Source organism: Bartonella sp. CL100XZDX, from assembly GCF_042195375.1.
In the GTDB taxonomy this organism is placed as follows: Bacteria; Pseudomonadota; Alphaproteobacteria; order Rhizobiales; family Rhizobiaceae; genus Bartonella.
This window is the reverse complement of sequence record NZ_JBHIOH010000067.1, coordinates 38337-63300: the sequence shown is the minus strand read 5'-3', so window position 1 is coordinate 63300 and position 24964 is coordinate 38337. Positions and strand designations below refer to the sequence as shown.

Genomic DNA, 24964 nt, shown 5'->3' with positions numbered 1-24964 from the left:
ATATTCATTTTACCGTTGTTTAACGAAACTTGAATTGCTCTTTTTACTTAAAAGAGGCTCATATTCTTTTTTAAAATCGGGTTTTACACCAAGAAAACTAGCTGTGCGACGAACAATATTAGCAAGCATTGGTCCAGCATTCATCCCCGCTGTTGCTGAACGCTGTCCCTCAGCAGGCTTTGGTTCATCAATAATTGTTAAAACAACATAAGCAGGATCCTCAATAGGAAAAGCAGCAAGAAAACTATTAAAATTTTTTGTTTTAGAATATTTTCCATTTTCAACTTTTTCAGCTGTTCCTGTCTTACCACCTACACGATAACCTTCAACTTTTGCATTACGTCCAGAACCAATATCACTATTTAATTTATAAAGGTAACGCATATTTTGACTTGTTTTAGCCTGCAAAACCCGTTTTGCATGGTGCAAAGTTTGTTCTTTTGGCCGTTTTAAAAATGTCGGAGCAATTAACCAACCACCATTCATTAAAGCAGCAGCCCCGACAGCTGTTTGCAAGGGTGTTGTTGCCATACCATGCCCAAAAGAAATCGTCATAGAATGGATATCCTTCCAATGATTTGGCACAATAGGGTGGGCAACTTCAGGCAACTCTGTTGTGAGACGATCCAGTAATCCAAGTTTTTGCAAAAAACCACGATGTTTATCAATCCCTATCGCCAACGCCTCTTTAGCAGAACCAATATTAGAAGAATAAATAAAAACCTCCCATAACGTTAAGGGTCGATTTTTTCCATGAAAATCATGAATAGTATAGCCACTACTTGCTTTTATTGGCTTTGAAGCATCAATAATACTGTTTAAATGAAAAATATCGGAATCAAGAGCCATAGCGGTCGTAAAACTTTTAATGATCGATCCCATTTCAAAAGCTCCTGCCGTCATCCGATTGAGACGATCACTTTTTAAAGCTTCAACAGGATTTCCAGGATCAAAGTCTGGTAGTGATGCCAAAGCCAAAACTTCCCCCGTATGTATATTTAAAATAACAGCTCCTGCAGCAATTGCCTTATAACGCTTCATAGCCTGAATAAGTTCATCATGAACAATTGACTGAACACGCACATCAATCGAAAGCTGAACTTGTTTTAATGATTCTTCCATGGCAAGACCAGCGGCACGCAAAGCACTCAGCCCCGCATCATCAATGTATTTTTCCATACCTGCAATGCCCTGATTATCAACATTCACCATACCGAGAATATGGGAAGTTACAGGTCCATCAGGATAAAAACGACGAATTTCAGTCCGAAAACCAATTCCTGGTATACCAAGAGCCATAATTTGCGTCTTCTGCATTGGTGTTAACCCACGCTGTATCCAAGAAAAACCAGATTTTCTTTTTAAGCGCTTATAGGTTTCCTGCCAATTAAGATCAGGCAAAACTGTTGAGAGCAATTCAATTGTTTCATCCACATCAATAATACGTCGTGGCTCAGCAAAAAGTGAATAAGTTTTAATATCTGTTGCCAATAAACGACCATTACGATCAACAATATCAGGCCGTGCCATCAATTGAAGTATTCCTGGCCCCTTTGCTTCTTCAATCTGTCCACCTTCCAACCCATAAGAAATAAGGCAAGCCCCCATGATTCCATATAAAATTAAAAAGCAGAACAACGAAAAAAGCAAACGTGGACGACTAGAATAGGGACGACGAACAGAAACATTATGATTATTCAACGAATTCTTTAAGCGCTTTTTCTTCTGTGAGAATAAAAAAGTCGATTTCATTACTGCGCGCCTTTTTGGACAACACTATTGATCTGAGAAGCTCGATTATTTGTCAAAATATCCTGGTTATCTTCCAAGATATTTTGTTTAATCACTTCTTCAATTTGATCATGTACCTGTACCGGAATGTCTTTAAACTCCACGATTTGACGCGGCTGTATAACCTCTAACCCAAGTTCTTTCTGATAACGTTTCGCAAGTTTTTGCATGCGTGAAGGCCTTATCATCACAGCCCACTCAGCATGAAGCAAACTTACCGTATTTTTTGCTGCAGCAATTTCATGCTCAAGATGAAGAACTTCGTTCATTCGTTTTTGAACATCATATTTTACCTTATAAGTAAGTCCTGCCATACAAATCATAATTAACACTAAAATCATATCAAATGTACGAAAAACTGTCATTTTTTTCTGCCTTCAAAACTGGCAATCTCTGCTAAACCAAATAATTTCATATCTGCTGCAAGAGCCTCTGCTTCAGTCCGTACACCAATACGCAACCTCGCAGAACGTGAACGAGGATTTTTCTGTAACTCCTCTTTAGTTGCCGTGATCCCACCTTTAAACAAAGGAAAAAATGTTGCTGGAGCAGCCTTCATTTCAGGCAGATAGCGTGATCTCATACATTCTCCAGAACGAGCCGAAAAAAATCTTTTGACCATACGATCTTCAAGAGAATGAAAACTGACAACCCCCAAACGGCCTCCAGCTTTTAAAACGCGTTCAGCAGCAAATAAACCACATGCCAATTCACCAATTTCATCATTAACATAGATACGAAGAGCCTGAAATACACGTGTTGCTGGATGAATACGATCTCCCGGTTTACGTCCTATCAACGCTTCGATAGCATACGCCAAATCACCTGTACGCAAAAAAGGCTGTACAACACGACGCTTTTCAATCATCCGTGCAATTCGCCCCGCATAACGCTCTTCTCCTAATATCTTAAAAATACGTGCCAAATCCCTTGCTTTTAAATGATTGACAACATCGCTGGCTGTAAAACCAGTCTGAGCCATTCGCATGTCCAATGGACCATCTTTTTGAAAAGAAAAACCTCTTTCTGTTTCATCCAGCTGCATTGAAGAGACACCAATATCCAAAATAACTGCATCCACCTTCTCTTCAACGACACGATCGAGCTGTGAAAATGCCATATGGACCAAACGAAGACGTGGAAAAAATTCTTCAACAAGCGATTGTCCTGCACTGATAGCATGAGGATCACGATCAAGAGCGATCACCTGTGCCCCTGCCTTTAACAAAGCGCGCGTGTAACCACCAGCACCAAAGGTACCATCAATTACTTTTGCTCCAACCAATGGCATAAGCCCAGTCAAAACTGGCTGCAACAACACTGGAATATGGCGTTCAGCTCTTTGATCCTGATTTATCAAAATAATCCGTCTTGAAGTTATGCTGTCTCAAATCAACAGCTCTCTCATGGCAACTGATCTTAGAATAACCTAGCCTTCAACTTTCATATTAATCACAATGAACGAAAAAACTAAAGTTATCCCAAAACAGATCCTAACGCATTATACTTAAAGAAATGTTATAATTTTTTAAAACACTCTTTGCTCAAGTGTCCATTTCAAACACATAGACTCCATAAAAGATCATATATAATTGATCTTATAAAATATCGCGTATCATCATGAAATATCAGTCGGCCTATAAGCCGGGTTCTGTAGAGTAAAGCTTACACTTTACATGGCAACCATTCATCTGGGACGGATGTTACCATCCGCCTCGTGCAACCTACCCGAATGACTCGCCCGGAAATCGGCTGCAAATTAAATTTTGCACGTCATTTCTATTTGGTCTTGCTCCCGGTGGGGTTTACCTTGCCACATTCATTACTGAATGCGCGGTGGGCTCTTACTCCACCCTTTCACCCTTACCTATAAAAATAGGCGGTTTACTTTCTGTGGCACTTTCCCTAGGGTCACCCCCGCCGGGTGTTACCCGGCACCGTCTTTCCATGGAGCCCGGACTTTCCTCACCTGCCATATTTCAGCATCAGACAAGCGCGGCTGCCCAGCCGACTGACGCATTAATTTATAAAACATTTTCTGCTCAATGAAAATAGCATCTTAAAATATTTTATGACAAACCTCTCTCAACAGATGTTTTTATTTTAATGAAGCCAGATAAGTTTTCACTTTTGCGCAATATTTCGCCGAAATGGAATTCATTTTTTTTGCAGCATGACCTGCGTTATATTTAAGGATTGTACCACACGTACTTCCACCACTGAGTTTATACGCCCGTGCCAAATAACGCATACCATATTCAAGATTGGTCGCAGGATCGTACAAATCCTGTACAGAACCACTAAAGCCCAACCCTCGTGCCGTAGAGGGTTTAATTTGCATCAAACCTATTTCGCCAGCAGCCCCCTTTATACCTGCCTTATAATTACTTTCAACTTTTACAACAGCATGTGCTAAATTAACGGGAACATTATATTTATTCGCCAGTTTCTGAATAAGAAACTCATAAGGGCGATCAGGAATCTTAGGAGCAACAATCACTGAGGCTTCTCCTGATTCCGCAACATTTAAGACACTATGAGTCCAACTTATGTCAAATACAAAAAATACAGCACACGCTGTATTTAACAAGATTTTCAAAAATTGCATTTTCTTTCTCTTCACTCAAACATTCTCAAATTCTAGCCGCAAGTAATTTGCAAACGTATTATACAAAAAAAGAAAGCAAAAGAACGGCTTGAAAAAGGAAAGAGTAAGACAATTTCAAGATAAAATCATGTAACAAAAGAATATCTCTTTATTCACAAATCATAGATTTCTCTATATCATAAAATAAAAAAATAAAGAAACTATGGTTAATCTTATAGCGTATTAAATAAAATGATATAATCTATAAATTGCTGCTATCGCTATTGTATCACTTAATTTTTATATTAAAAAAATAGCATCTTAACTAGATGTAATATTTTTTACATAAGATTATTAATTTTTTTATTGGGATCAATCCCACAAAGTAAGAGAGACAAGAGCATCTTTTTACCGAAGATGCTCAATATCAAGAAAGTTTCATAAAAATATAAACCGCTATCAACGCTTCTCTCTGGTTAATACCCCCCCCCCACAGCACTCTTTATATCCGATAAAACCTCAACAAATCACAAAACAAATCCCCCCATTATCGCACATAAAAAATTCATAAATATACTAAAACCATCATACTCTTTACCAATTCAAAATATTGCAACAGACTTTTAGCTCTCAAGACGTCTCAAAGAAGCTTTTTAATTCCTTTTTAAAAGAGCTGTTATCCACACAGTCCTCCCACTGGTAGTGTACTAGAAACTAATTTTGATTTTTTCACCATGAATAAATTTAAAATGAGAAAATTTGACAATTCTTAAGATTCTTATTCAAGATAAAATGATAATTTATCATTATAAAACAATATACTAAAAAAGTTATATCCGTCTTTGTCTCTACAATAAAGCCTAACAATTACTTGTGTCTGTTTTTTTGAAAAATGTTAGAAAACTCAATACCCCCAAAGCCTTTTTAAATAAAAATAGACCTCTCACCTTCATTCAAATATTTTTTCTTTGTCACAGACTATCACCTTATCAGCCTTGCACCTCATTTTCAGAAATCATACAAGTGGATAAATATCCTAAAATCCGTAGAACAAAGAAAGCTTAAATCCTTTAAAAAATTTTTATTTTCTCATATCAAATAAAAAAATAACTGGCATATAAAATGCGATTAACGTATTTTATGATAGTCAATACTGCTTTTGTCATTGTAGCGATTGATAATGCAATTAACTTGACCAATACCCTTGATAGATTTTCTATCTCTCCTGTAATGATTGCAACATTACCGTTATACTCTGACTGCATACCTTTTGAGTAAGATAAATTTGTTAATTATCTTACAAATTGATTATCTCCTCGCACTTTTCAAAACTTCACGAAAAGCTCTTTCTCCTTTAAAACCCAAAAGCGCAATTAAAAAATAGCTAAAAATAAGCATTAGCAATGGAAGGACGAGAAATCGCTTTTGAGAGAGCCATAGCAACAGTTTCACCAGATTTTTGAGCCTGCTCACGACTCTGACCACTTTTAGCAGCAAGCGCAATTACATCACGACGCAGCTGCGCAATAAACAACTCTTGCTGTTGAGGGTCCATCTTAGAAAGATGCTTGATAATATCTGGAAAAGACACGGACAATCTCTCTAACAACTCCTCCTCTGTTACATCAAGCTTCTGAGAAGAAAAAGAAGAACGACCGGAAAAAAACTGATAAACAACACCACTTCGAGAAGCAAAAAAGACAGCGCCAAAAATAAAAAATACGAATAAAATAAAAATAATACGATGCGAAAAAGATCCCATTATCTCTTACCTAAAGATCACAGAATACAAACATAGATTCCTTTTATGATTCCCCTTATAGCATTCAACAATGCCTCAATAAAGAAAAATCAAATTATTAAAAATGAATACGCTAACACTCTCCGCCCAATAAGACCCGCCCCTCTATGTATTTAGGTACTATAGGCGAAACAATAACAGATCTTACACTTCCCCCCTAATAACACTTTACATTTCCTAAAATAATTACAAAAAGCCTGACTGAGGAAATCCTCAGTCAGGCCAGACAATCTAGGGGATCCACGCGGGGGGGGGGGGAGGAGGTTCCCCGATTGTCCTCTTACATCAACCACTAAGATAGCCGATGCAATATTCTTGCTATGGAATAAAATTTTTTAAACAACAAGAAATTCTTATCATCTTCTACGCAAAAAAACATAAAAGAATTATAAATTATTTAAAAATGTTTAAATTTAGGCAAAAAAAGTTCAAAATGACCCAATTTGAAGCAATTTTATTTCTAGAAGCACCAATTAGAATCTACGATCATTATAACTTTTAAATAGTTTCTTTCATAACTCTGATGATCATAATTTAAAAAAAACAGTAATTTCTAGGTATCCACCCTATAAAAATCAAACTACGTAAAAGTAGAATCATTTTTCCAACAGCAATCACCACAAAAAGAAAAACGTAGATTTTTAAAATCTTACACAAATAACCGTAAAAAATGAAAAACATCTTCTTGCAAGAAATCTATGAATTATTCATATAAAACAATAAATTAGAGAAATAAAATCTTATCTATTTTTATAAAAAATTTCTGTAAATGATCATTAAAATATTGTTACATCCCTCATGTAACAATCAATGAAGAATTTAAACTGCTTAATCTTATGAAAAAATGAGAACTCTGAAGGTATTTGTTTCGAATCACGCCCCATCGTCATTCCAAATAACGATAAATCATTTTACAATAACCAACAGTCTCTAACGCATTTTAACATAACAAACCGAAATCAATGCAGACATTTTCTCTTAATCTCTATCATTTAAATGATCCCGTAAAATAATACACACAGTAGTTTCTGTGATAAAAAATTGTATAGTCTGTTCTTCTAACGTAAACAATTCATTGATTTACAATCATAACTCATCATTTACAATTTACATGAGAGATCTCAAGAACGTAAGGTTCCCTTATTTTCAATCTTCGTCTATTGAATCAATGAATAGCCATACTATCGCACATCACAAACAAGAAGAAGCGTATGGATAAAAAACATAAAACGATAATGCCGGCTTACAACTTTCACTTAAACTAAAGACGATGGTGCCCTATCAATTTTACGCTATACCCACGGACTGCGTCATAAGATGAGCGGCAAACATAAAAAGAAAGAAAATACGTTTGGCAAGAACAATGGACTTATTTAATAACCTACATAACTTCTCATGATAAAGAGATACGAAACTTTAGTGTAATATCACGCTTTTCTTTCCTACTTTCAGCCACAGACTATCCATAGATCATCGCCGATCTTATTTTTATGAATATAATGCAAAACACATAGATGAACACCATATATGAATGCTTATAGGAAGAAATAAACGTAAAGCCAGATGCGTTATTATAACCGTTGTTGTACAAAATGTTTTTAAAATTCAGAATATCACTCCAATCCATTACCAATTTATGAGTAATTTTATGGCGTCATCTACCAAGCTTTTACTTTTTCTATTACTTGTAAATCAACACCTGCTCTAAACATAGCAATATGTTTGAGATAAAGATTAGAGCAAATGAGAGCCATGTGAAAAATCCCAGCTTTTATACGCCCAATTAGAGTAAAAATATTTACGTCTGGTTGAGAAATCTTAAAAAAGCCATCATTCATTTTGGAAGAAACATAAAAGCCCAAAGATAAAACTATTGCCATCTTTACCATCCCTTTCATTTGCCTTTACGACTTTCAAACACGCTCATAACGCTGTATTTTAAATAATGAAAATCATGCATTGTCTCACCTTTTTACTTTTTCGTCTTTTTAGAGCATCTTTTTGCACTCCTCACTAAAAGTTCCAAGGCATTTCTTATCTAAGAACCTGTTTTAAAGAAATATTTTAAGATCTATTGGGCACACCACCTTTGACATTTATGAAGGTATGAGCCATCACTATATTATATTGTGCGGCACAATATAATATTGCAGCCGCAAAGATGTATTTTTTTTACAAACGTTATCATTAAGATAAATACCTTCTTTTGTAACAGACAAACAGACTCTTTTGGATTCTAAAACAGGAAATTTGAAATGAAAAAATATTCCTGTATTCAAACCTCTCATTGAGTCTAAAAAAATCAATGATCTTTTAAAATCAATATATTGGCTAATAACATAAATATGATATCAAGAACACCTTAAATAATGATCCTCATAGGCTTAACTCTATAGAAGGTGCTTTCATTATACAGCCTACACGCCGCTATAAAACACCAATACTCCCATATAAAAACATAATACAAATGTAAAAAACAATAGCTTATCAATGATTGAATAAAGTTTTATCTCTACGCTATTCCTTGAGAAAAATCAGAGAATAAAGCACGTTAACAAACGCGATTTATGCAAAATCTACTTGTTTATCTTTGATATCGTCAACCAATAAACGCGGATCACGAGCAAGCCAAAGCGTAACCATACCCTCCTCACTGTTTTCATTTTGTATAGGAGTAAGACAAACCGTTTGTTCTAGAACAAGTCCCGCATTTTTAAGCCATTGTTCTATTTGTAAAGCCGAAAATCCAAGACGCATATGCGCTTGATCGGAATATGAAGGCTCAATTTCATGATAACCAAAATCCACAATCAATAAACGGCCATGAGGACGCAAAACTCTTGATATTTCATGAAGAAATATTTCAGGATTTTCAAGAAAATGTAAAACCCAATGAAGAATAACTAAATCAAAAGTTGTATCTCCAACAGACAAGTGCAAAACATTGCTATCAAGCACGACTTCAACCGCATGCGTATAAAGATTAGAAAACAATTTTAAGATAGAGCCTCCACCTCTTCCAATATTTAGCATCGTCTGAAATGGTTTATCGCCAATGATTTCAAGTAAAGCGTTTTCTACACCCTGATCTGCCATATAGGATGACCGTAATACATCCCATTGCAACGTATTTTGTAAGAAATGCTTCTTCCTCGTTTTTTGACGCTGCTTTTTGACATCCTTCAAACGTTCTAAATCATGCGCTAACAACACATCATGCTTTGGCAAAGCCGAAAGAACACCCATCACAATGTCTTTACCCCAAAAATCATGACAAAGCTTAAAATAAAGGCTATCTCCCTTCTGATAAAGCTCAATCAATCGAGCTTCGTACAAGAAACGTAAATATCGTGATATACACGCTTGCGACTGATCAAGAATAAAAATAAAATCAGGAATTGTTAAATCTTCATGACGCAAGAGCGTAAGAACACGTAAATGGCTTACTTCTGCGACCGCTTTCAGCAGCACAATCATTGCATCTAAACTTGCACTTTTTTGCATAATTATCCCCTAAACATTCCTATAAACATTTGTTTATAGGAAAAAAAGTCAAGCATACAACGCATATTCTCATCTATTTTGTTCTCTCTATTTTATCATACTATGAAAAAATAGGCTAATGTAAAAAACGAACAGATCTTATCTCCCTGCAGCTCGTTATAATGAGAATGCATTGATTTATAATAATAATTCATTCATTTTTAACTTGAATAAAAAACCGGAATACCGTAAATTTTTCTCATTTCAAATCTATTCATGATAAATCAATCCAAATCATTCTCTTACAGCTCATAAACGGAGGGGACATATGGATAAAAATATCTTTTATACCCACCTCAAAACAAGAACTGCATACCATTGAGAAAAAATAAATAACATGATAGTGCCAACTTGCATTTTTATTAAGTAAAGATAATAATGCTCAATGACCAGAGCATTCGTAGAAATAGTACTATACTCTTCATCCCCTCCTTTTCATTGCAATTTTACAAGCAATAACCGGTTATATATCATGAGTAGAATAACCCTATTTAGGTCATAATTTCATAAAGTGTCTCTTACTCTTTGTTTAATGAATAAAAACTTACACAGAGTACACACACTTTATTTATGAAATAACAAACGCAATAAAGTACACTATTATTCCAACAAAGTTGAGATAAGAAAAAATTTCTAGCGTGTAAGAGGTTTATAATTTGCATGCTTAGGATTAAGAGATTCCGCCCCAAGACGACGAACTTTATCAGCCTCATATTCAGCAAAATTACCTTCAAACCATTCTACATGACCATCACCTTCAAAGGCTAAAATATGTGTTGCCAATCGATCAAGAAACATACGATCATGCGATATGATAACTGCACAACCAGCAAAATTTTCCAATGCATCTTCCAATGCACCTAATGTTTCAGTATCAAGATCATTTGTCGGTTCATCAAGAAGAAGCACATTCCCCCCCTCTTTTAGAAGTTTCGCCAAATGTACGCGATTGCGCTGCCCTCCTGATAAATTTGCCACCTTCTGCTGCTGATCTGCCCCCTTGAAATTAAAAGCCCCGCAATAAGCGCGGCTATTCATCTCATATTTACCTAATTTAATAATGTCATTTCTACCAGAAATTTCCTCCCAAACAGTTTTATCCCCCACCAAGGAATCGCGACTCTGATCCACATAACTCATGTGAACTGTTTCACCGATACGTATTTGACCTGAATCGGGCTGTTCCTGTCCCGTCAACATTTTAAACAAGGTCGACTTTCCCATACCATTGGCCCCAATAACGCCGACAATGCCACCAGCAGGAAGTTTAAAAGAAAGAGAATCAATCAATACACGTTCACCATAAGCTTTAGAGAGATTATCAACCTCAATAACAACCTGTCCTAATCTTTCTCCAATAGGAATAATGATTTGCGCCTCTCCAGGACGGCGCTCACGTGCTGCTTGAACCAACTCATCATAAGCCTTAATCCGAGCTTTTGACTTTGCTTGTCGCCCCTTTGGACTAGAAGCGATCCATTCTTGCTCACGTGATAAAGCACGTTGACGCGCTGCCTCTTCACGGCCTTCTTGAGCCAAACGCTTGGCTTTAGCCCCCAAATAAGCAGAATAGTTCCCCTCATAAGGAATACCTCTACCGCGATCTAACTCTAAAATCCAACCCGTTACATTGTCGAGAAAATAACGATCATGGGTTATCAAAAGCACAGCCCCTGGATATTCACGTAGATGCCTCTCAAGCCAAGCCGTCGTTTCAGCATCTAAATGGTTTGTCGGTTCATCCAAAAGTAATAAATCAGGTTTTGACAAAAGCAATTTACAAAGTGCAACACGCCGCTTCTCACCACCCGAAAGTTTTGTTACATCCCCATCGGCTGGCGGACAACCAAGAGCAGCCATAGCCATTTCCACTTGACTTTCTAAATCCCAAAGATTCTGACTGTCAATAATGTCCTGAAGCTGTGCACTTTCATCAGCCGTTTCCTCGCTATAATTCATCATCAATTCGTTATAACGCTCAAGAATTTCCTGTTTATCTGCAACACCTTCCATTACATTGCCACGCACATCTTTGCTCGCATCAAGCAAAGGTTCTTGTGGTAGATAACCACAGCGTGCTCCTTCAGAAATCCATGCTTCTCCCGTATATTCCTTATCTAGCCCAGCCATAATACGTAAAATAGTTGACTTCCCCGCACCATTTGGCCCTAAAATACCGATCTTTGCATCTGGATAAAAAGACAAATGAATATTTTCTAGAACTTTTTTATTGCCGTAAGACTTGTTAAGCCCAGCCATATGATAGATAAATTGACGTGCCATAAATTTCTCTTTATATTGTGCGATATTAAAGATTAGGATTTTGAAAAAACTGCTTTTGCTTTTTGAAACTGTACAGTAAATAGCACTTACATCGTATCAAAAGCTTTTCGCTTTATATTGGTACATTTTTTCTAATCTCACAAGCCCCAGTATGGTCCTGAATGCAAAAAAACATCTCCCTAAAAAGCAAAAAGCAAATCTTTTTAGCTGTACCTGAAACCTGTTATCAAACATTACCTCTCTTTTCCATACCAGATATAACATTGTATTTTTATCGTATTAAACCAACTTATCAATGTAATATGGTACCACAAAGAAAAGCAATTCTCTATGCGCCTTCTTTTCTCGCTTTATGGGCTTTATATTACACAGTAAAAAATCCTTCTCTTTTTTCATCGATTTTTTGCTACGGAAAGCAATGGACCTCACCCCTTGCCTTGATATGGCTTAAATTACGTTTACAAAACGACCGCCGCCTTATGGGATCTGACGTCCCAAGCCCAATGATCATGAAAGCTTTGCATCAACACGTAGCAACAAATGAATACAGTGCACTTCCCATTGGTACGTGGTTACAATTCGTAAAAAACTATAAAACCAATTGTAAAAACTTATCCATCCCCCTCTTTTGGCTTGATAATTATAAAAATAATATCAATATCCAGCACATCATTTCAAAACTTCAAGACGACATATAGCTTTTTAAAAATACGATAAAAGCTCATCTCGTATAGGAATATATTTATGGAAAAAAAAGCCTTAATCGTCATTGATGTTCAAAATGACTTCTTACTAGGTGGAGCACTTGCCGTACCACAAGGTGATGCTATTTTACCCGCCGTCAATAATCTCATAAATCATTTTGACCACGTTATCTTAACCCAAGACTGGCATCCCAAAAACCATTGCAGCTTTGCTTCCTGCTATCCTGAAAAAAAGCCCTATGATACAGTCATTCTTGACTATGGTCCTCAAATACTTTGGCCTGATCATTGCATACGAGGAACACAAGGAGCAGAATTCCATCCATCTCTTAGAGTAGAAAAGGCACAACTTATCCTTAGAAAAGGCTATAATCAAAAAATGGATAGCTATTCTGCTTTTCTTGAAAATGATCAAAAAACACCAACAGGTTTACAAGTTTATCTCAAAGAACATGGTTTTACTAAGCTCATTATGTGTGGCTTAGCAACTGATTTTTGTGTCGGATTTTCTGCTCTTCACGCTATGCAATGCGGTTTTAAAGTCAGTGTTTCATTAAATGCCTGTGCTGGTATTGATGTAAACGGATCACTAAACACTATGCTTAAAACGATGAACGAAGCTGGTATAGAACTTTTAATGGTCTCTTAAAATATCCTTCTCTAATCTACCATTATAATACACTGATTTATAAAGGATAAATTATTTTACACATATTTAAGTAAGAGTCCAGAATATCGTACATTCTCTCATTTCAAACCTGTTTCAAAAACATTCTCTTACACGTTACAAAGAGAATCAATGTATGAATAAATCATTCAAAAAAACAGTAAGAATGCTTCTTATGCCCCATTAAATGCAAGAGCTTGTCATAATATTGAAAGCTGGTAAAAAGTATAACATCAGCTTTCTGTCTTATATTTAGGTCAAAAAGTATCCTAGAGATTGTACATTATTCCCTTCATGGGTAGTATCATGCAATGAACTCAACTTTAAAAAAACGCAAATAAGCAATAAAATAGTATTTTATTTTGCATGAAAGACCTCTTTTTACTCAAAGATATGCGATCAACAAAAGCGTGAAAATCTCCATTACTTAGACACAACATGTTTATACAATTGACGATTCTTAAAACGAATCGAAGAATATAATGCCATTCCAATAATACAGATTCCCACAAGTCCTGTTAAAACTTCAGGAACCGATATAATCGTTTGCAGATACATAATCACTGCAAGAACTAGAATTGCATAAAAAGCACCATGCTCTAAATAACGATAATGCAATAATGTTCCCGATTCAACCAACATAATTGTCATAGAACGAACGTAAAATGCACCGATACCAAGACCTATCGCAATAATAAAAAGGTTATGTGAAAAGGCAAAAGCACCAACCACGCCATCGAAAGAAAAACTAGCATCAAGAACTTCTAAATAAAGAAACGCCCCTACTCCCCCGTGAGCTACTGTTGTTAAAGTCTTTTGAGGAGTATCCAAGAGATGACCAACAACTTCAACACCGATAAAGGTCAAAAGTCCATAAAGGGCTGCCAATAAAAAAGTTATTTTATTTTCTGCGTCAATCTGACCTGAAACAAATAAGATCAAAATCAAAACAATTGCAATATCAATTCCAACAAGCGCCCCAAACTTTTGAGCAGGTCTCTCTATAACATTAAGCCAATGCACCTCTTTTTCAGAATCAAAAAAATATTTTAAGCCAACCATCATAAGGAAAGTTCCTCCAAAAGCAGCAATCCCCATATGCGCATCGGTTAAAACTTCAGCATATCGATGTGGTTCCCATATCGCTAATTTGACTGCCGCAATTGGATTAATCCCAACAGCAACGACAACCACCAATAATGGAAAAACAATTCGCATCCCAAATACAGCTATCAAAATGCCCCATATAAGAAAACGACGACGCCACAATGGACTCATTCTACTAAGAACACGCGCATTGATAATAGAATTATCAAAAGATAAAGAAATTTCCAAAATTCCTAAAACAACGCAAATAAAAAAATATTTAAGAAAACCAGTAATACTTTCCGTTTCAAACCAACCAATAACCCCTCCTAAAAAGACACCAATAATCGTGAAAAAAAAAGCAAACCCAAAATAGCGTAATAGGGCCATGATCATTCCTCAAAGTTTATTTTCTACTTCATCTAAAGCACACCCAGTACAAATCCAAAGTTTGCATCTCTTTAAAGTTGCATCTATTAATGCAGAGGTGTATAGAATATATATGGTAAAGTTACATGAAAATTCTCTCAAAAAAAGCAAGAAACAAATGTAGCAAACAAGGAATTTTGTTTTGAAGTGAATATCAATTGTCAATACAATAAGTGAAAGATTGCTTTCTATCCACGAAAATAAAAAAATAAAAAGAAATTAAAGCTATAATATTGACATTATATCATAGAATATTAATACATAGTGTGCTTTTATTATTTAATGATTTATACCATGATGATTTACCGAGGGAGATAATTCGTGGCACGTCCTGAAACTGAATCAAAAACCATATTTGGAAAACGTTTACGTTATGTACGTCTTGCTTTAGGCGATCCATCACGTGAAACCTTAGCTAAAAGTTTTAGCATGACAAAAAATTCCATTGCTTTTTATGAGCGTGGAGAGAGAGAACCCAATCTTAGTGTCTTACAAACATACCGCACGTTATACGGTGTCAATATTAATTGGCTTTTAACTGGACAAGGAAAAATGTTTGACACCGAATATACAAAAGGTGATTTTGACTGGAATTATTTTATTAAAAAAATCGAGGGACTGGAAGAAACACTTGCCGATAGTGATCGTAACGAAAAACTAAATCAAGAAAAAATCGACAGTTCTTATGAAAAATTGCAGCAATATTTGTCAAGACAAGGTTTATCAAATAGTTTTAACCCTAAAACTACAACCTCTCTTATCGATATGAAAGCTAAAATGGCCAATTCTTACACCCTTAGCTTATTCATTGATTTACTCATTCGAAGCGTATCCCAAAAAGAGGTTATAGCTAATCAATAAACGTCTATTTCAAAAGAAAAAACAAGAAATGATTAAACTCTACCAGTATGGAGAAAAGTGTTTTTACTTTATCCGTGCTGGTGAAATTTTGTATAATTTATAAATTTTGTTTCTGTAACGACAATAAAAATATTTGCGTTGTAAGTGAAAGTATAGTGTCTTTAACTTAAAAAAATAATTTTATAGTATAAAATTCTCATTCATATCTTATTGACAAGAAATTTTTTCTTGTTAAAAGAATAATAGCTCTCATAGAAATTATTTTTTTAAGTCAGAAAATTTAAGGGGAATATATTGACGACTTCCTATAGAGACATACATTAATGTTTACAAACGGATTAGTTAAATATTTATCCTGAAAATTATCAGCTATTTTATGAGGTGAGAAACATGTATTTTGAGGTGTTTCAAGGAGTTCACAATCAATGGTACTGGCGTTTAATCTCAGGAGATGCACAAAAAATTGCTTTTTCTAGTAAAGGCTATCCAACAAAACAAGATATCCTAATCAATATTGAGCAAATAAAAGAAGTTACACATAAGGCTCTTATTAGAGAACTACAATCCTAACGTTCTTTACCATTAAAACAAGCATTTATTTTGTATAATGGTATGTTGAGTTGTTTTTGTGACAAATGAACAGTGATTGTTTTTCCCTCAATGAGAGGGCGTTTTTTGTATTATTTCTGACGCTTACAAATAACAGTCATATTCTTACAGATTATGTGTTTATTTTCAATCACACACAAATCTCTATAGCCTTTATCAAAAAGAAAATCTCTTAAGTCTTGTATTTTTCATAAAAAATAAACGCACATGAAGAGAAGATAAACATCAATGAGAGATATAATTACTCTACAAGATATTAATATCTTTTACGTTCATATTCCTCTTCTGTATCTGATAATCATAACTGACTTACCCATTTCATCTTCATAAAAAGCAAATATCTCTTTCTTCCTATTATCATGCAATTTTTTATACCTATTAGCTGAAACTATCGTAGCATTTATACCTTACATCTAAAAGGAACGTGCAAAATTGTTTCCAGCAATAATATAAAATTGCTGGATTGTATAGACGCGCTTTTTAATAACCAGCCTACCTATAAACTGGTTTATCATCATAAACTCTTATTTTATGACCAACGACGCTCTGTCTTATAAACTTAAATGTTTTCATAAAATCAGAGTAAACTTGAATATTCTCTTCTAATACAATATCTCCATCAGCACCATAATTGGCTTCATTAAAGTTTATCTCTCTCGTCATTCCAATCTTCCTAACACATTTTCAAACCCTTTAATGCAAAATATGAATACAATCACTCTTTATCATCTTCAGATTTAAGCATTTTTTTATATTTCTTTTCATTTTTTTCATATTGCTTAATTTGTTTTTTCAGTTTTTCAATTGCTTGGTCACGTCTTTTAATCACCATACTTTGCTCTCTAATAGCTCTATCTCGTTCTTCAGTCATCTTCATAGAATCTCTTAAAAACTCATGCTTTATTCTTCTAGATTCCTCTTTTAAAATTTTCACTTGACTGCGATAATATAAAGAAAACCGAAATATAACCCCGCTGCACAACAAAACAACAACCATTGCTCCCAATAAAATTTCGTTTACACTCATTTGGATCTCCCTTAATTGTCGCTCAAGTGATCATCTTGACCAATTTGTTTCATCCTCAATCAAAAAAAGAATGCAATAAATTGCATGTTCCAAGTGTGAACAATCACTCTCGGCATTTTTATTTTCTCCATTAAAGCATTGATCAATGGCGCAAACAAATCTCTGAAAGCGGCTAAATCTACACTCACACCAATTATTTGCGACACATTTATTGACACAAAATACAAAAAATAAGGAACGTCAAATAAAACTAACGACGCAATGCAATCATAAAAGCCTTGCCCAAATCGTTCCTATCTTCCTTTTTACGCCATGTGGAATGCGGCTATATGAAAGTTTTTCATTATTACAAAAATCTTCACTGTCATAAAGCACAGCATTTCTGTAAAATTTTGCCTTCCCACAAATCTTTACATCACCATAAACTAAAGCATCATTATAAACTCGAGCCTTTCTACAATCACGAGTATCACCATAAAATTCAATACATTGAACATTCAAAACTTGATCAAAAAAGACCGCATTAGCGTAAACATATGCATCTCCACTCATATTCAAATAACGATAAAGTGCTTATTTTTCATAAACATGCAAACTCTTACGAACGACTACACAACCATATGTTAATGCATTGTTATAAATAACAATATCATTGTAAACACAGACTTCATTATAAACCGCAGCATCATAAAAACACACTCATCCCCATAAGGGCATTGATCGAATGTATAATTCCACCAAACAACCACCTTTGTGGATCAGATTACCTTCCTATTTAATAAAATATCCAAGATCACTTTTTTGATATTTCCCAATTTTTTAATGCATATATACGATATACCATCTGATAGTGATCTAATTTATTACAATAAAGGAGAAATCAGTATTCTTTGCCTATGAATTTACATTTTTTCTACAGCCATTATCCTATCTCTTAAGGCTCTAAAGCTTCGTTATATTCACATACTACCTCAACGCAGAATTTTTTTTACAAATTCTGATGCTGGGGTATATCTTGATTTATAATGCTGCTACGTATACTATCACAGTGAAATCTCATAAACATACGAGTGTGTATCGCCCTTTCTGGTATACACATTTACTTTTTCACAACCGTGGAACTAAGCAACCATTTTTATTGATTCGAATCTGAAAGTGTATGGGGACATTTTGTTATTAGTTAAAAACAACTCTATATGCTTCCTTAGCGAAGAGCTACACATGGATATTTTCACGCTCCTTGTATCATATATTCTGGATTCGCAACGCAATATTAACGCTATAGCGTAAATATGTAAAGGTCTAAAAATGACAAAGACTGAAAAAGATTGGTTCCAACGCTTAGTTGAATTGATAAAAAGTGACGGACGAACAATGATTGAAATAAGCAGAGCTGCAGGCTGTGGACAAAATTACGTCCAACAAATGATAAATGGGGGAAAGAGGCCTTCTGTAGATAAACTCATGGCTATTTTGAACACACTGGGAAATGCTAGTGCCATATATGTAATAACTGGTTTCAACATCTCCGATGAAGATTTAAAACTCATAACTTTGATTTCGTCTGGAGATAAAAAGAAGATTGAAGCCTTAAATGTTCTGTTGAATGAGCAGAATCTGTAGAATTTTCTACTTTATCCAATATCGCTTGCTTTTGAGACGTCGATAAAGACTCCCATTTCACAATAATATCAGATAAAGTTGTTTCAAATTTTTTATCATTCTTCATAGTCATACTCCATGTAGTCAAACTATATAACGCTAAAGCGTTCAAATATATCTCATACCTTAGAAAAAAATATTTGCAATAGGCAGTATGGAAGCAATTGTGTACAAACTTATTTTACAAAATCAGATGAAGTTCTATTAGTCATGTACCATGGTGAAACAAAAGGCATCACACGATCCAGACCTTACTTATGAAAATTGGTATAATCTATCAAAAACGCGAATAATGTTATGCAGATCTTGCGATTCGGACCAATGAAAACTAATGTGAAAATATCCCTGAAGACACTCCTGAACTCTATATAAGAGAACACGAAAAAGCTTTTTGAAAACATACATCACAATTTTATGCTACATAGCACTATCTATGTTTTTTAAACAATATTGCAAAGCAAGAATATAACAATGTTATAGGAATAAATTCTTATAAACAGAGCCACACTACCTAAAACTCTGTAACACGTTTACAGGTAACCTCCCCTCTAAACACACCTTGTAAATACTAATATAAGTCTCTATCATGAGCAAAAATGATATTCTTAAAAAATAAAACGAATCACCACGCACAATCTTTGTACGTAAATTGTATACAGATTTACAACAAGAGAGAAATTCCCTTATGCAAATGAAGAATTATATTTTCAAAGTATGATTTTGAAGAAGAAGTGTACTTTTACAAAAAAAATCCCCCTCTCTGCCAATACTTTTTCATAAGAGAGAAAACTCATAACAAAGATAAAACTCTCTACACGATCAATACGAGAAAAAGGTTAGCAATACAAAAAAGTGGTAGGTTTACCGCAATATTGCCAATCCCTTATGAGAGTAAAATTAAAAAAGACATCTGCTCTTCAATAATAATTCGGCTCACATGAAAACTCTATAATTTGAATATTAAGAAAAAAATACACAAAGATAGAAAATGGCATTTTAACGAATTTTTTAATATCATAGAAAACATTTCTTACAGAATAATAAAATGCTTATTACAATAGAATCTGGATGATGCAAAGCGATAGAAACAATCCCTAAATTGACTTTTCAAAGAACAATTGATGAAATTCTTTTCAGAGAACACGCCTCCGTCACTATGAACAATATTTCTCAAAAATCAAATAGAACTCCTTTCTTGGGAAAAAAAATATCAACAAATGTTATCATCGTTGACCCCATGATACATATGAACGCCTATAAATCACATTCTCTTATATACAACCTTTCATCACGATGATGCTATTCGAACGTCTAAAAGACATTAACATCACTTAGAAAAAAGCAAATTTACACTAAATGTTTTTTGAGCCATTTGTTCTGAATAGGTCCAATCTTTAAAATTGGTTTTATTGAGATCTGTTTATTTGCAGAACAAGTATAAATAAATTTATCTAATGAAGCTTTTAGTCTTCTATTTTATGAAGCACATCACACAGGAAAAGTACAAAACAGTATATGAATTAAGCAAGTAAATAGCGACACATATCAGTTAATCAAAATGCTACAATGTTGCAAATGAGAGAACTTCTTTGATGAGACTAAAAAAATATACCCTCACTTTATATTAAAATATTAAAGTGACTGAGAGAAAAAAATGAAACAAACAACGACTAAAGGATTTTAGAACAAACAGGAAAATAAATAAAAAAAACGAAAAAGGTAGAATCTCAAAACTTTTATATAAGCGATCCATTTTTCTATTGGATATTTCCCTATTGGTGGGCCCGGAGGGACTCGAACCCCCAACCAAGCGGTTATGAGCCGCTGGCTCTAACCAATTGAGCTACAGGCCCCACATAGGTTGTTTCTCTCTAAACTAAAATGCCCTATGATACAAGAGCTGACAAAGATTATAACCCATCTTTTTCTCTTTTCTATTGGTTTTTTTTTCAGTGCTCTAATTTCTTTACAAAAACTCTTAAAAATGAGAGAATAACTAACTGACAAATATAAAGGTATAGATATGATAGAAAAGAAAATTCAACCACTGAAGGGTTCTCTGGTTAAAACAGTTATATTAGCATTTACACTCTTAACCACATCGTTGACTGTACGTGCTTATGCTGAAGAAAATAAAATGAAAAATGCAACAATTACAGTGACAGCAATCGGAGAAAGTCAAGCCGCACCGGATATGGCAATTATTAATCTAGCCGTTGTTACCTATGATAAAACTGCCCAAAAGGCATTAGCTTCCAATAATCAATCCATCAATGATATTATAAAAGCTTTTAAAAACAATGGTATCCAAGCAAATGATTTGCAAACATCAGGCTTATCCATTTATCAGTCAACCTCTGATAAACAGCACGAAAAAAAGAATAATGAAAAACTCTATCATGTTTCAAATTCTTTAACCGTACGCATTCGTGATCTTACCAATGCTGGTAAAATCTTTGATCAAGCGATGTCACTAGGTGTTAATTCAGTTAACGGCATTACTTTTACCAACGCAGATACCAAGCCATTTTATCAAGAAGCACGTAAAAAAGCCATTACTGAAGCCATTGAAAAAGCGCAAACGATAGCGCAAGCGGCCGATTTAAAATTAGGAAAAATTATTGAAATCAATGAAAAGGATGATTACTATCACCCAACACCACGTCTCATGAGTAGAGCAGCAGATGTCAGCTACGCAAATACAAATTTTGCAGGTGGTGAATTAAATTATAACGTGAGCGTCACTGTAGTCTTTGCGATCGATTAAGTCACAAACAGTTGTATAAAAATTACATTACTGGCCTTCACGTAGAAGACCAGTAATGTGATAAAGATATTCTTCCTCAGATAATAATTCGTCTTCGTAAACCTCTATTTGTCCGCGTGCAGAAATACGCGCTGTATGTACCGTCTGACAATCTCCTGATACTAATGGATGCCACCAATGAAGATCTTTTCCCTCATAAATTAATCTATAAGCACAACTTTCTGGAAGCCAACGCGCTGTTTTAACTGTCGTAATGTCTAGCGACATACAATCTGGTACTATTGATTTACGATGAGCATAATCTCGACACCTGCAAGTTTCCCCATCTAAAAGACGACAAGCAATACTGGTTGCATAAAGGTCACCCGTATCGTCGTCCTCAACTTTATGGAGACAACAACGGCCACAGCCATCACAAAGGCTCTCCCACTCAGAAATGGAAATCTCTTCTAATTTTTTTACTTTCCAAAAGGGGAGTTCTCCACTCATAAACTCAGACACACCTTTTTTAATTAAGACGATCTATAAAAATAAAACGTTTAATTTCTATAATTTCATCTATTTCTGTCTCTTAAAAAGATTCAACTCAATGTATACTTTAAACCATGTTCTTAAAATCTATCTGAATAAAAAGAGAATATTCAAAAATAGCGCATATAAATGAACATAACCTATTGAAACATCCCTTTATAAACTGACAAAGAATAAAATGAGTCACCTAAAATGATAGAAAAATCCCGCAAAAGAATACACATTTTTCATCAAAAAGTCCGTATGTTGCAATATAAGTTTATTCCTAATAGATCCCATTTCTTAAAAAACGAGCTGCGCTATACGCAAGGTAATTTTTTTATCGTTCATTTCTTGAAAGCCCCCCTAGTCTCTACTCCATAAACACCCTTTGCCCTATATCTATTCTTTTGAGACAGAGAAGTATAAAGCCCCAAAGCTAAGAAAAACATTAAACATCGCAAACTTTCTAGATTATTCAAATTCTTCCCATGTTTTTCTCAAGAAAGTATCCAAGTACAACATGACGCACCTCCCCCTTCATTAAGAAGAAAGAGGAAGTTATTAAAATGCACAAGAATTCCTTTATTTAAGAATCGAGAAAACTGCGCAATTTTCGTGAACGGCTAGGATGTTTCAATTTACGAAGTGCCTTTGCTTCAATCTGACGAATACGCTCTCTTGTAACTGAAAATTGTTGTCCTACTTCTTCCAACGTGTGATCTGTATTCATCCCTATTCCAAAACGCATCCGCAAAACACGTTCTTCCCGCGGTGTTAATGAAGCAAGAACGCGTGTTGTCGTATCTCGCAGATTAGCTTGGATAGCTGCATCAATTGGTAATAACGCATTCCTATCCTCAATAAAATCACCCAAATGGGAATCATCTTCATCACCAACAGGCGTTTCGAGAGAAATAGGTTCTTTTGCAATTTTAAGAACTTTTCGTACTTTTTCTAACGGCATAGAAAGCTTGCTAGATAATTCTTCTGGTGTTGGTTCTCGTCCAATTTCATGGAGAATCTGACGCGAGGTACGAACGATTTTATTAATTGTTTCAATCATATGAACAGGGATACGAATTGTACGTGCCTGATCTGCAATTGAACGTGTAATAGCCTGACGAATCCACCATGTTGCATAAGTTGAAAACTTGTAGCCGCGCCGATATTCAAACTTATCCACAGCCTTCATCAAACCGATATTGCCTTCTTGAATAAGATCAAGAAACTGCAAACCACGATTAGTGTATTTTTTTGCAATTGAAATGACAAGACGCAAATTAGATTCTACCATCTCTTTTTTCGCAATAGTTGATTCGCGTTCACCTTTCTGCACCTGCATAACAATCCGACGAAATTCACCAATCGAAATAGCCGTTTCTTGCGCAAGATTTTGTATCTCACTTCGCAGTTTTTGGATTTCTTTTGCTTCACGCACCGAAAACTCTTTCCAACCAGGTGTAGGCAAGGCAGCAATATAATTCATCCAATCTGCGTCCAATTCACGCCCTTGGTATTCTTTTAAAAAGTCCTCATGGCCAATGCCATAGCTATTGGCAATCCGTTTCAGCTTACCTTCATTATGAATCAATCTCTTATTGATGTCATAAAGCTGTTCAACCAAAGCTTCAATACGATTTTGGTTTAAAGAAAGAGATTTTACTGCTTGAATCAACTCACCCTTTAATTGAATATATTTCTTCTTCTGAGAAGAAGTAAGGGCCCCCTCTTTACGCTCTGCCAAACTGCTTTCAACATGCTGATCTTGTAATTTTCGTAATTTCACATAGGTTTGAGCAATAAAATCCAATGTTTCCATAACTTGAGGACAAAGCTCATTTTCCATTGCAGCAAGCGATAAGTTAACATCGTCATCGTCTTCTTCATCATCGTCTTCAATATTTCTCTCTCCTGCGCTCTCCCCCATATTACGTATACCAGAAGACATTTTTTCTTCTACCGTCTTATCAACTTCACTTCGCTCAATAATAGGAGCCTGCTTTGCTTCTGGACCAGCATAAGTCGTTTCAAGATCAATAATTTCACGAAGAAGAATACGCTGCTCTTTTAACTCATCACGCCAGATAATAAGAGCCTGAAAAGTCAAAGGACTCTCACAAAGTCCCGCAATCATTGTCTCACGCCCTGCTTCAATACGCTTAGCAATGGCAATTTCGCCTTCCCGCGAAAGAAGCTCAACAGCTCCCATCTCACGCAAATACATACGCACCGGATCATCCGTACGATCTGTTACTTCGCGTTTATTCGTTGTCGTTGCAATTGCGTGGCTAGAGGCTTCTACTAAATCACCACCCTCTACCGTAACTTCTTCTTCATAATTTTCAGACTCAACTTCATCCTCATCATCCACAACATTAACCCCCATCTCAGAGAACATCGCCAAGATATCTTCAATTTGTTCGGATGTAACCTCGTCAGACGGAAGAACTGCATTGAGTTCATCCATTGTTACGTAACCATTTTTTTTGGCAAGCTTAATCATTTTCTTGATGGCATCATCAGAAAAATCAAGAAGAGGACTATCCAAACTCGCTTGGCTTGTTACTTCTGCATTATCTTTCTGTTTAACCTTTGTTGCCATACCATAACTCCACTCGATCACTTCACAGTTTC

General features: G+C 35.2%; 21 protein-coding genes, 1 tRNA gene and 1 other RNA gene. 6 read left to right on the top strand and 17 right to left on the bottom strand.

Annotated features, from left to right (window positions below):
- Positions 1-9: 9 nt before the first annotated feature.
- From ACFILU_RS07995 to ettA, 9 genes are all read right to left on the bottom strand, one after another.
- Positions 10-1752: a peptidoglycan D,D-transpeptidase FtsI family protein gene (locus ACFILU_RS07995; protein WP_375658189.1), complete on the bottom strand. Its 1743-nt coding sequence runs from the start codon at positions 1750-1752 to the stop codon at positions 10-12.
- The gene (locus tag ACFILU_RS07990) at positions 1752-2156 is read right to left on the bottom strand and encodes a hypothetical protein (protein WP_273790787.1); all 405 of its coding nucleotides are present in this window, start codon (positions 2154-2156) and stop codon (positions 1752-1754) included. The genes ACFILU_RS07995 and ACFILU_RS07990 overlap by 1 nt, the downstream gene beginning before the upstream one ends.
- Positions 2153-3151, bottom strand: coding sequence for a 16S rRNA (cytosine(1402)-N(4))-methyltransferase RsmH (gene rsmH, locus ACFILU_RS07985; protein WP_375675506.1), 999 nt, complete (start codon positions 3149-3151; stop codon positions 2153-2155). Before rsmH ends, ACFILU_RS07990 begins: the two co-directional genes overlap by 4 nt.
- A gap of 264 nt (positions 3152-3415) precedes the next feature.
- Positions 3416-3806: RNase P RNA component class A (gene rnpB / locus ACFILU_RS07980), an RNA gene on the bottom strand.
- A gap of 83 nt (positions 3807-3889) precedes the next feature.
- Positions 3890-4399 (bottom strand): lytic transglycosylase domain-containing protein, encoded by a 510-nt coding sequence (locus tag ACFILU_RS07975; RefSeq protein ID WP_273790789.1) that lies wholly within the window; start codon positions 4397-4399, stop codon positions 3890-3892.
- Positions 4400-5762: 1363 nt separating this feature from the next.
- Entirely contained in the window at positions 5763-6140 is a 378-nt protein-coding gene (locus tag ACFILU_RS07970) for a hypothetical protein (protein ID WP_375631184.1), read from the bottom strand.
- Between the two features lie 1697 nt (positions 6141-7837).
- Positions 7838-8059 carry a hypothetical protein gene (locus tag ACFILU_RS07965; RefSeq protein ID WP_375660735.1) on the bottom strand — a complete coding sequence of 74 codons (222 nt, stop codon included), beginning with the start codon at positions 8057-8059 and terminating at the stop codon, positions 7838-7840.
- 685 nt (positions 8060-8744) lie between these two features.
- Positions 8745-9683, bottom strand: a complete 939-nt coding sequence (locus ACFILU_RS07960; RefSeq protein ID WP_375675504.1) for an ArsR/SmtB family transcription factor — start codon at positions 9681-9683, stop codon at positions 8745-8747.
- A 672-nt stretch (positions 9684-10355) separates the two neighbouring features.
- Entirely contained in the window at positions 10356-12005 is a 1650-nt protein-coding gene (gene ettA, locus ACFILU_RS07955) for an energy-dependent translational throttle protein EttA (protein ID WP_375675503.1), read from the bottom strand.
- 161 nt (positions 12006-12166) lie between these two features.
- Between ettA and ACFILU_RS07950 the strand changes: the two genes are divergently transcribed.
- Positions 12167-12703, top strand: coding sequence for a hypothetical protein (locus ACFILU_RS07950; protein WP_375666928.1), 537 nt, complete (start codon positions 12167-12169; stop codon positions 12701-12703).
- A 46-nt stretch (positions 12704-12749) separates the two neighbouring features.
- Entirely contained in the window at positions 12750-13358 is a 609-nt protein-coding gene (gene pncA, locus ACFILU_RS07945) for a bifunctional nicotinamidase/pyrazinamidase (RefSeq protein ID WP_273790795.1), read from the top strand.
- 441 nt (positions 13359-13799) lie between these two features.
- On the opposite strand, the gene ACFILU_RS07940 is transcribed toward pncA, so the two are convergent.
- The gene (locus ACFILU_RS07940; protein WP_375658186.1) at positions 13800-14852 is read right to left on the bottom strand and encodes a DUF475 domain-containing protein; all 1053 of its coding nucleotides are present in this window, start codon (positions 14850-14852) and stop codon (positions 13800-13802) included.
- 360 nt (positions 14853-15212) lie between these two features.
- On the opposite strand from ACFILU_RS07940, the gene ACFILU_RS07935 reads away from it, so the two are divergent.
- Together ACFILU_RS07935 and ACFILU_RS07930 are read left to right on the top strand one after the other, a co-directional pair.
- Positions 15213-15752, top strand: coding sequence for a helix-turn-helix transcriptional regulator (locus ACFILU_RS07935; RefSeq protein WP_273790797.1), 540 nt, complete (start codon positions 15213-15215; stop codon positions 15750-15752).
- A 390-nt stretch (positions 15753-16142) separates the two neighbouring features.
- Positions 16143-16322, top strand: coding sequence for a DUF1508 domain-containing protein (locus ACFILU_RS07930; RefSeq protein ID WP_273790798.1), 180 nt, complete (start codon positions 16143-16145; stop codon positions 16320-16322).
- A gap of 531 nt (positions 16323-16853) precedes the next feature.
- On the opposite strand, the gene ACFILU_RS07925 is transcribed toward ACFILU_RS07930, so the two are convergent.
- The 3 genes from ACFILU_RS07925 to ACFILU_RS07915 all read right to left on the bottom strand — a co-directional run bounded on the left by ACFILU_RS07925 (position 16854) and on the right by ACFILU_RS07915 (position 17940).
- A complete protein-coding gene (locus tag ACFILU_RS07925; RefSeq protein ID WP_375631186.1) occupies positions 16854-17024 on the bottom strand; it encodes a hypothetical protein in 171 nt (56 codons plus the stop codon).
- 52 nt (positions 17025-17076) lie between these two features.
- Positions 17077-17388: a hypothetical protein gene (locus tag ACFILU_RS07920; protein WP_273790799.1), complete on the bottom strand. Its 312-nt coding sequence runs from the start codon at positions 17386-17388 to the stop codon at positions 17077-17079.
- Positions 17389-17655: 267 nt separating this feature from the next.
- Positions 17656-17940, bottom strand: coding sequence for a hypothetical protein (locus ACFILU_RS07915; protein ID WP_375645318.1), 285 nt, complete (start codon positions 17938-17940; stop codon positions 17656-17658).
- A gap of 756 nt (positions 17941-18696) precedes the next feature.
- Between ACFILU_RS07915 and ACFILU_RS07910 the strand changes: the two genes are divergently transcribed.
- Entirely contained in the window at positions 18697-19011 is a 315-nt protein-coding gene (locus ACFILU_RS07910) for a helix-turn-helix domain-containing protein (RefSeq protein WP_007347852.1), read from the top strand.
- On the opposite strand, the gene ACFILU_RS07905 is transcribed toward ACFILU_RS07910, so the two are convergent.
- Positions 18935-19117, bottom strand: a complete 183-nt coding sequence (locus ACFILU_RS07905) for a hypothetical protein (RefSeq protein WP_273790801.1) — start codon at positions 19115-19117, stop codon at positions 18935-18937. The genes ACFILU_RS07910 and ACFILU_RS07905 overlap by 77 nt on opposite strands.
- Before the next feature lie 1709 nt (positions 19118-20826).
- Positions 20827-20903: transfer RNA gene (locus ACFILU_RS07900), tRNA-Ile, on the bottom strand.
- A 170-nt stretch (positions 20904-21073) separates the two neighbouring features.
- On the opposite strand from ACFILU_RS07900, the gene ACFILU_RS07895 reads away from it, so the two are divergent.
- A complete protein-coding gene (locus ACFILU_RS07895; RefSeq protein WP_273790802.1) occupies positions 21074-21817 on the top strand; it encodes an SIMPL domain-containing protein in 744 nt (247 codons plus the stop codon).
- Positions 21818-21844: 27 nt separating this feature from the next.
- On the opposite strand, the gene ACFILU_RS07890 is transcribed toward ACFILU_RS07895, so the two are convergent.
- Positions 21845-22306 (bottom strand): YcgN family cysteine cluster protein, encoded by a 462-nt coding sequence (locus ACFILU_RS07890; RefSeq protein WP_273790803.1) that lies wholly within the window; start codon positions 22304-22306, stop codon positions 21845-21847.
- A gap of 610 nt (positions 22307-22916) precedes the next feature.
- Positions 22917-24932, bottom strand: a complete 2016-nt coding sequence (gene rpoD, locus ACFILU_RS07885; protein WP_273790804.1) for an RNA polymerase sigma factor RpoD — start codon at positions 24930-24932, stop codon at positions 22917-22919.
- Positions 24933-24964 lie beyond the last annotated feature (32 nt).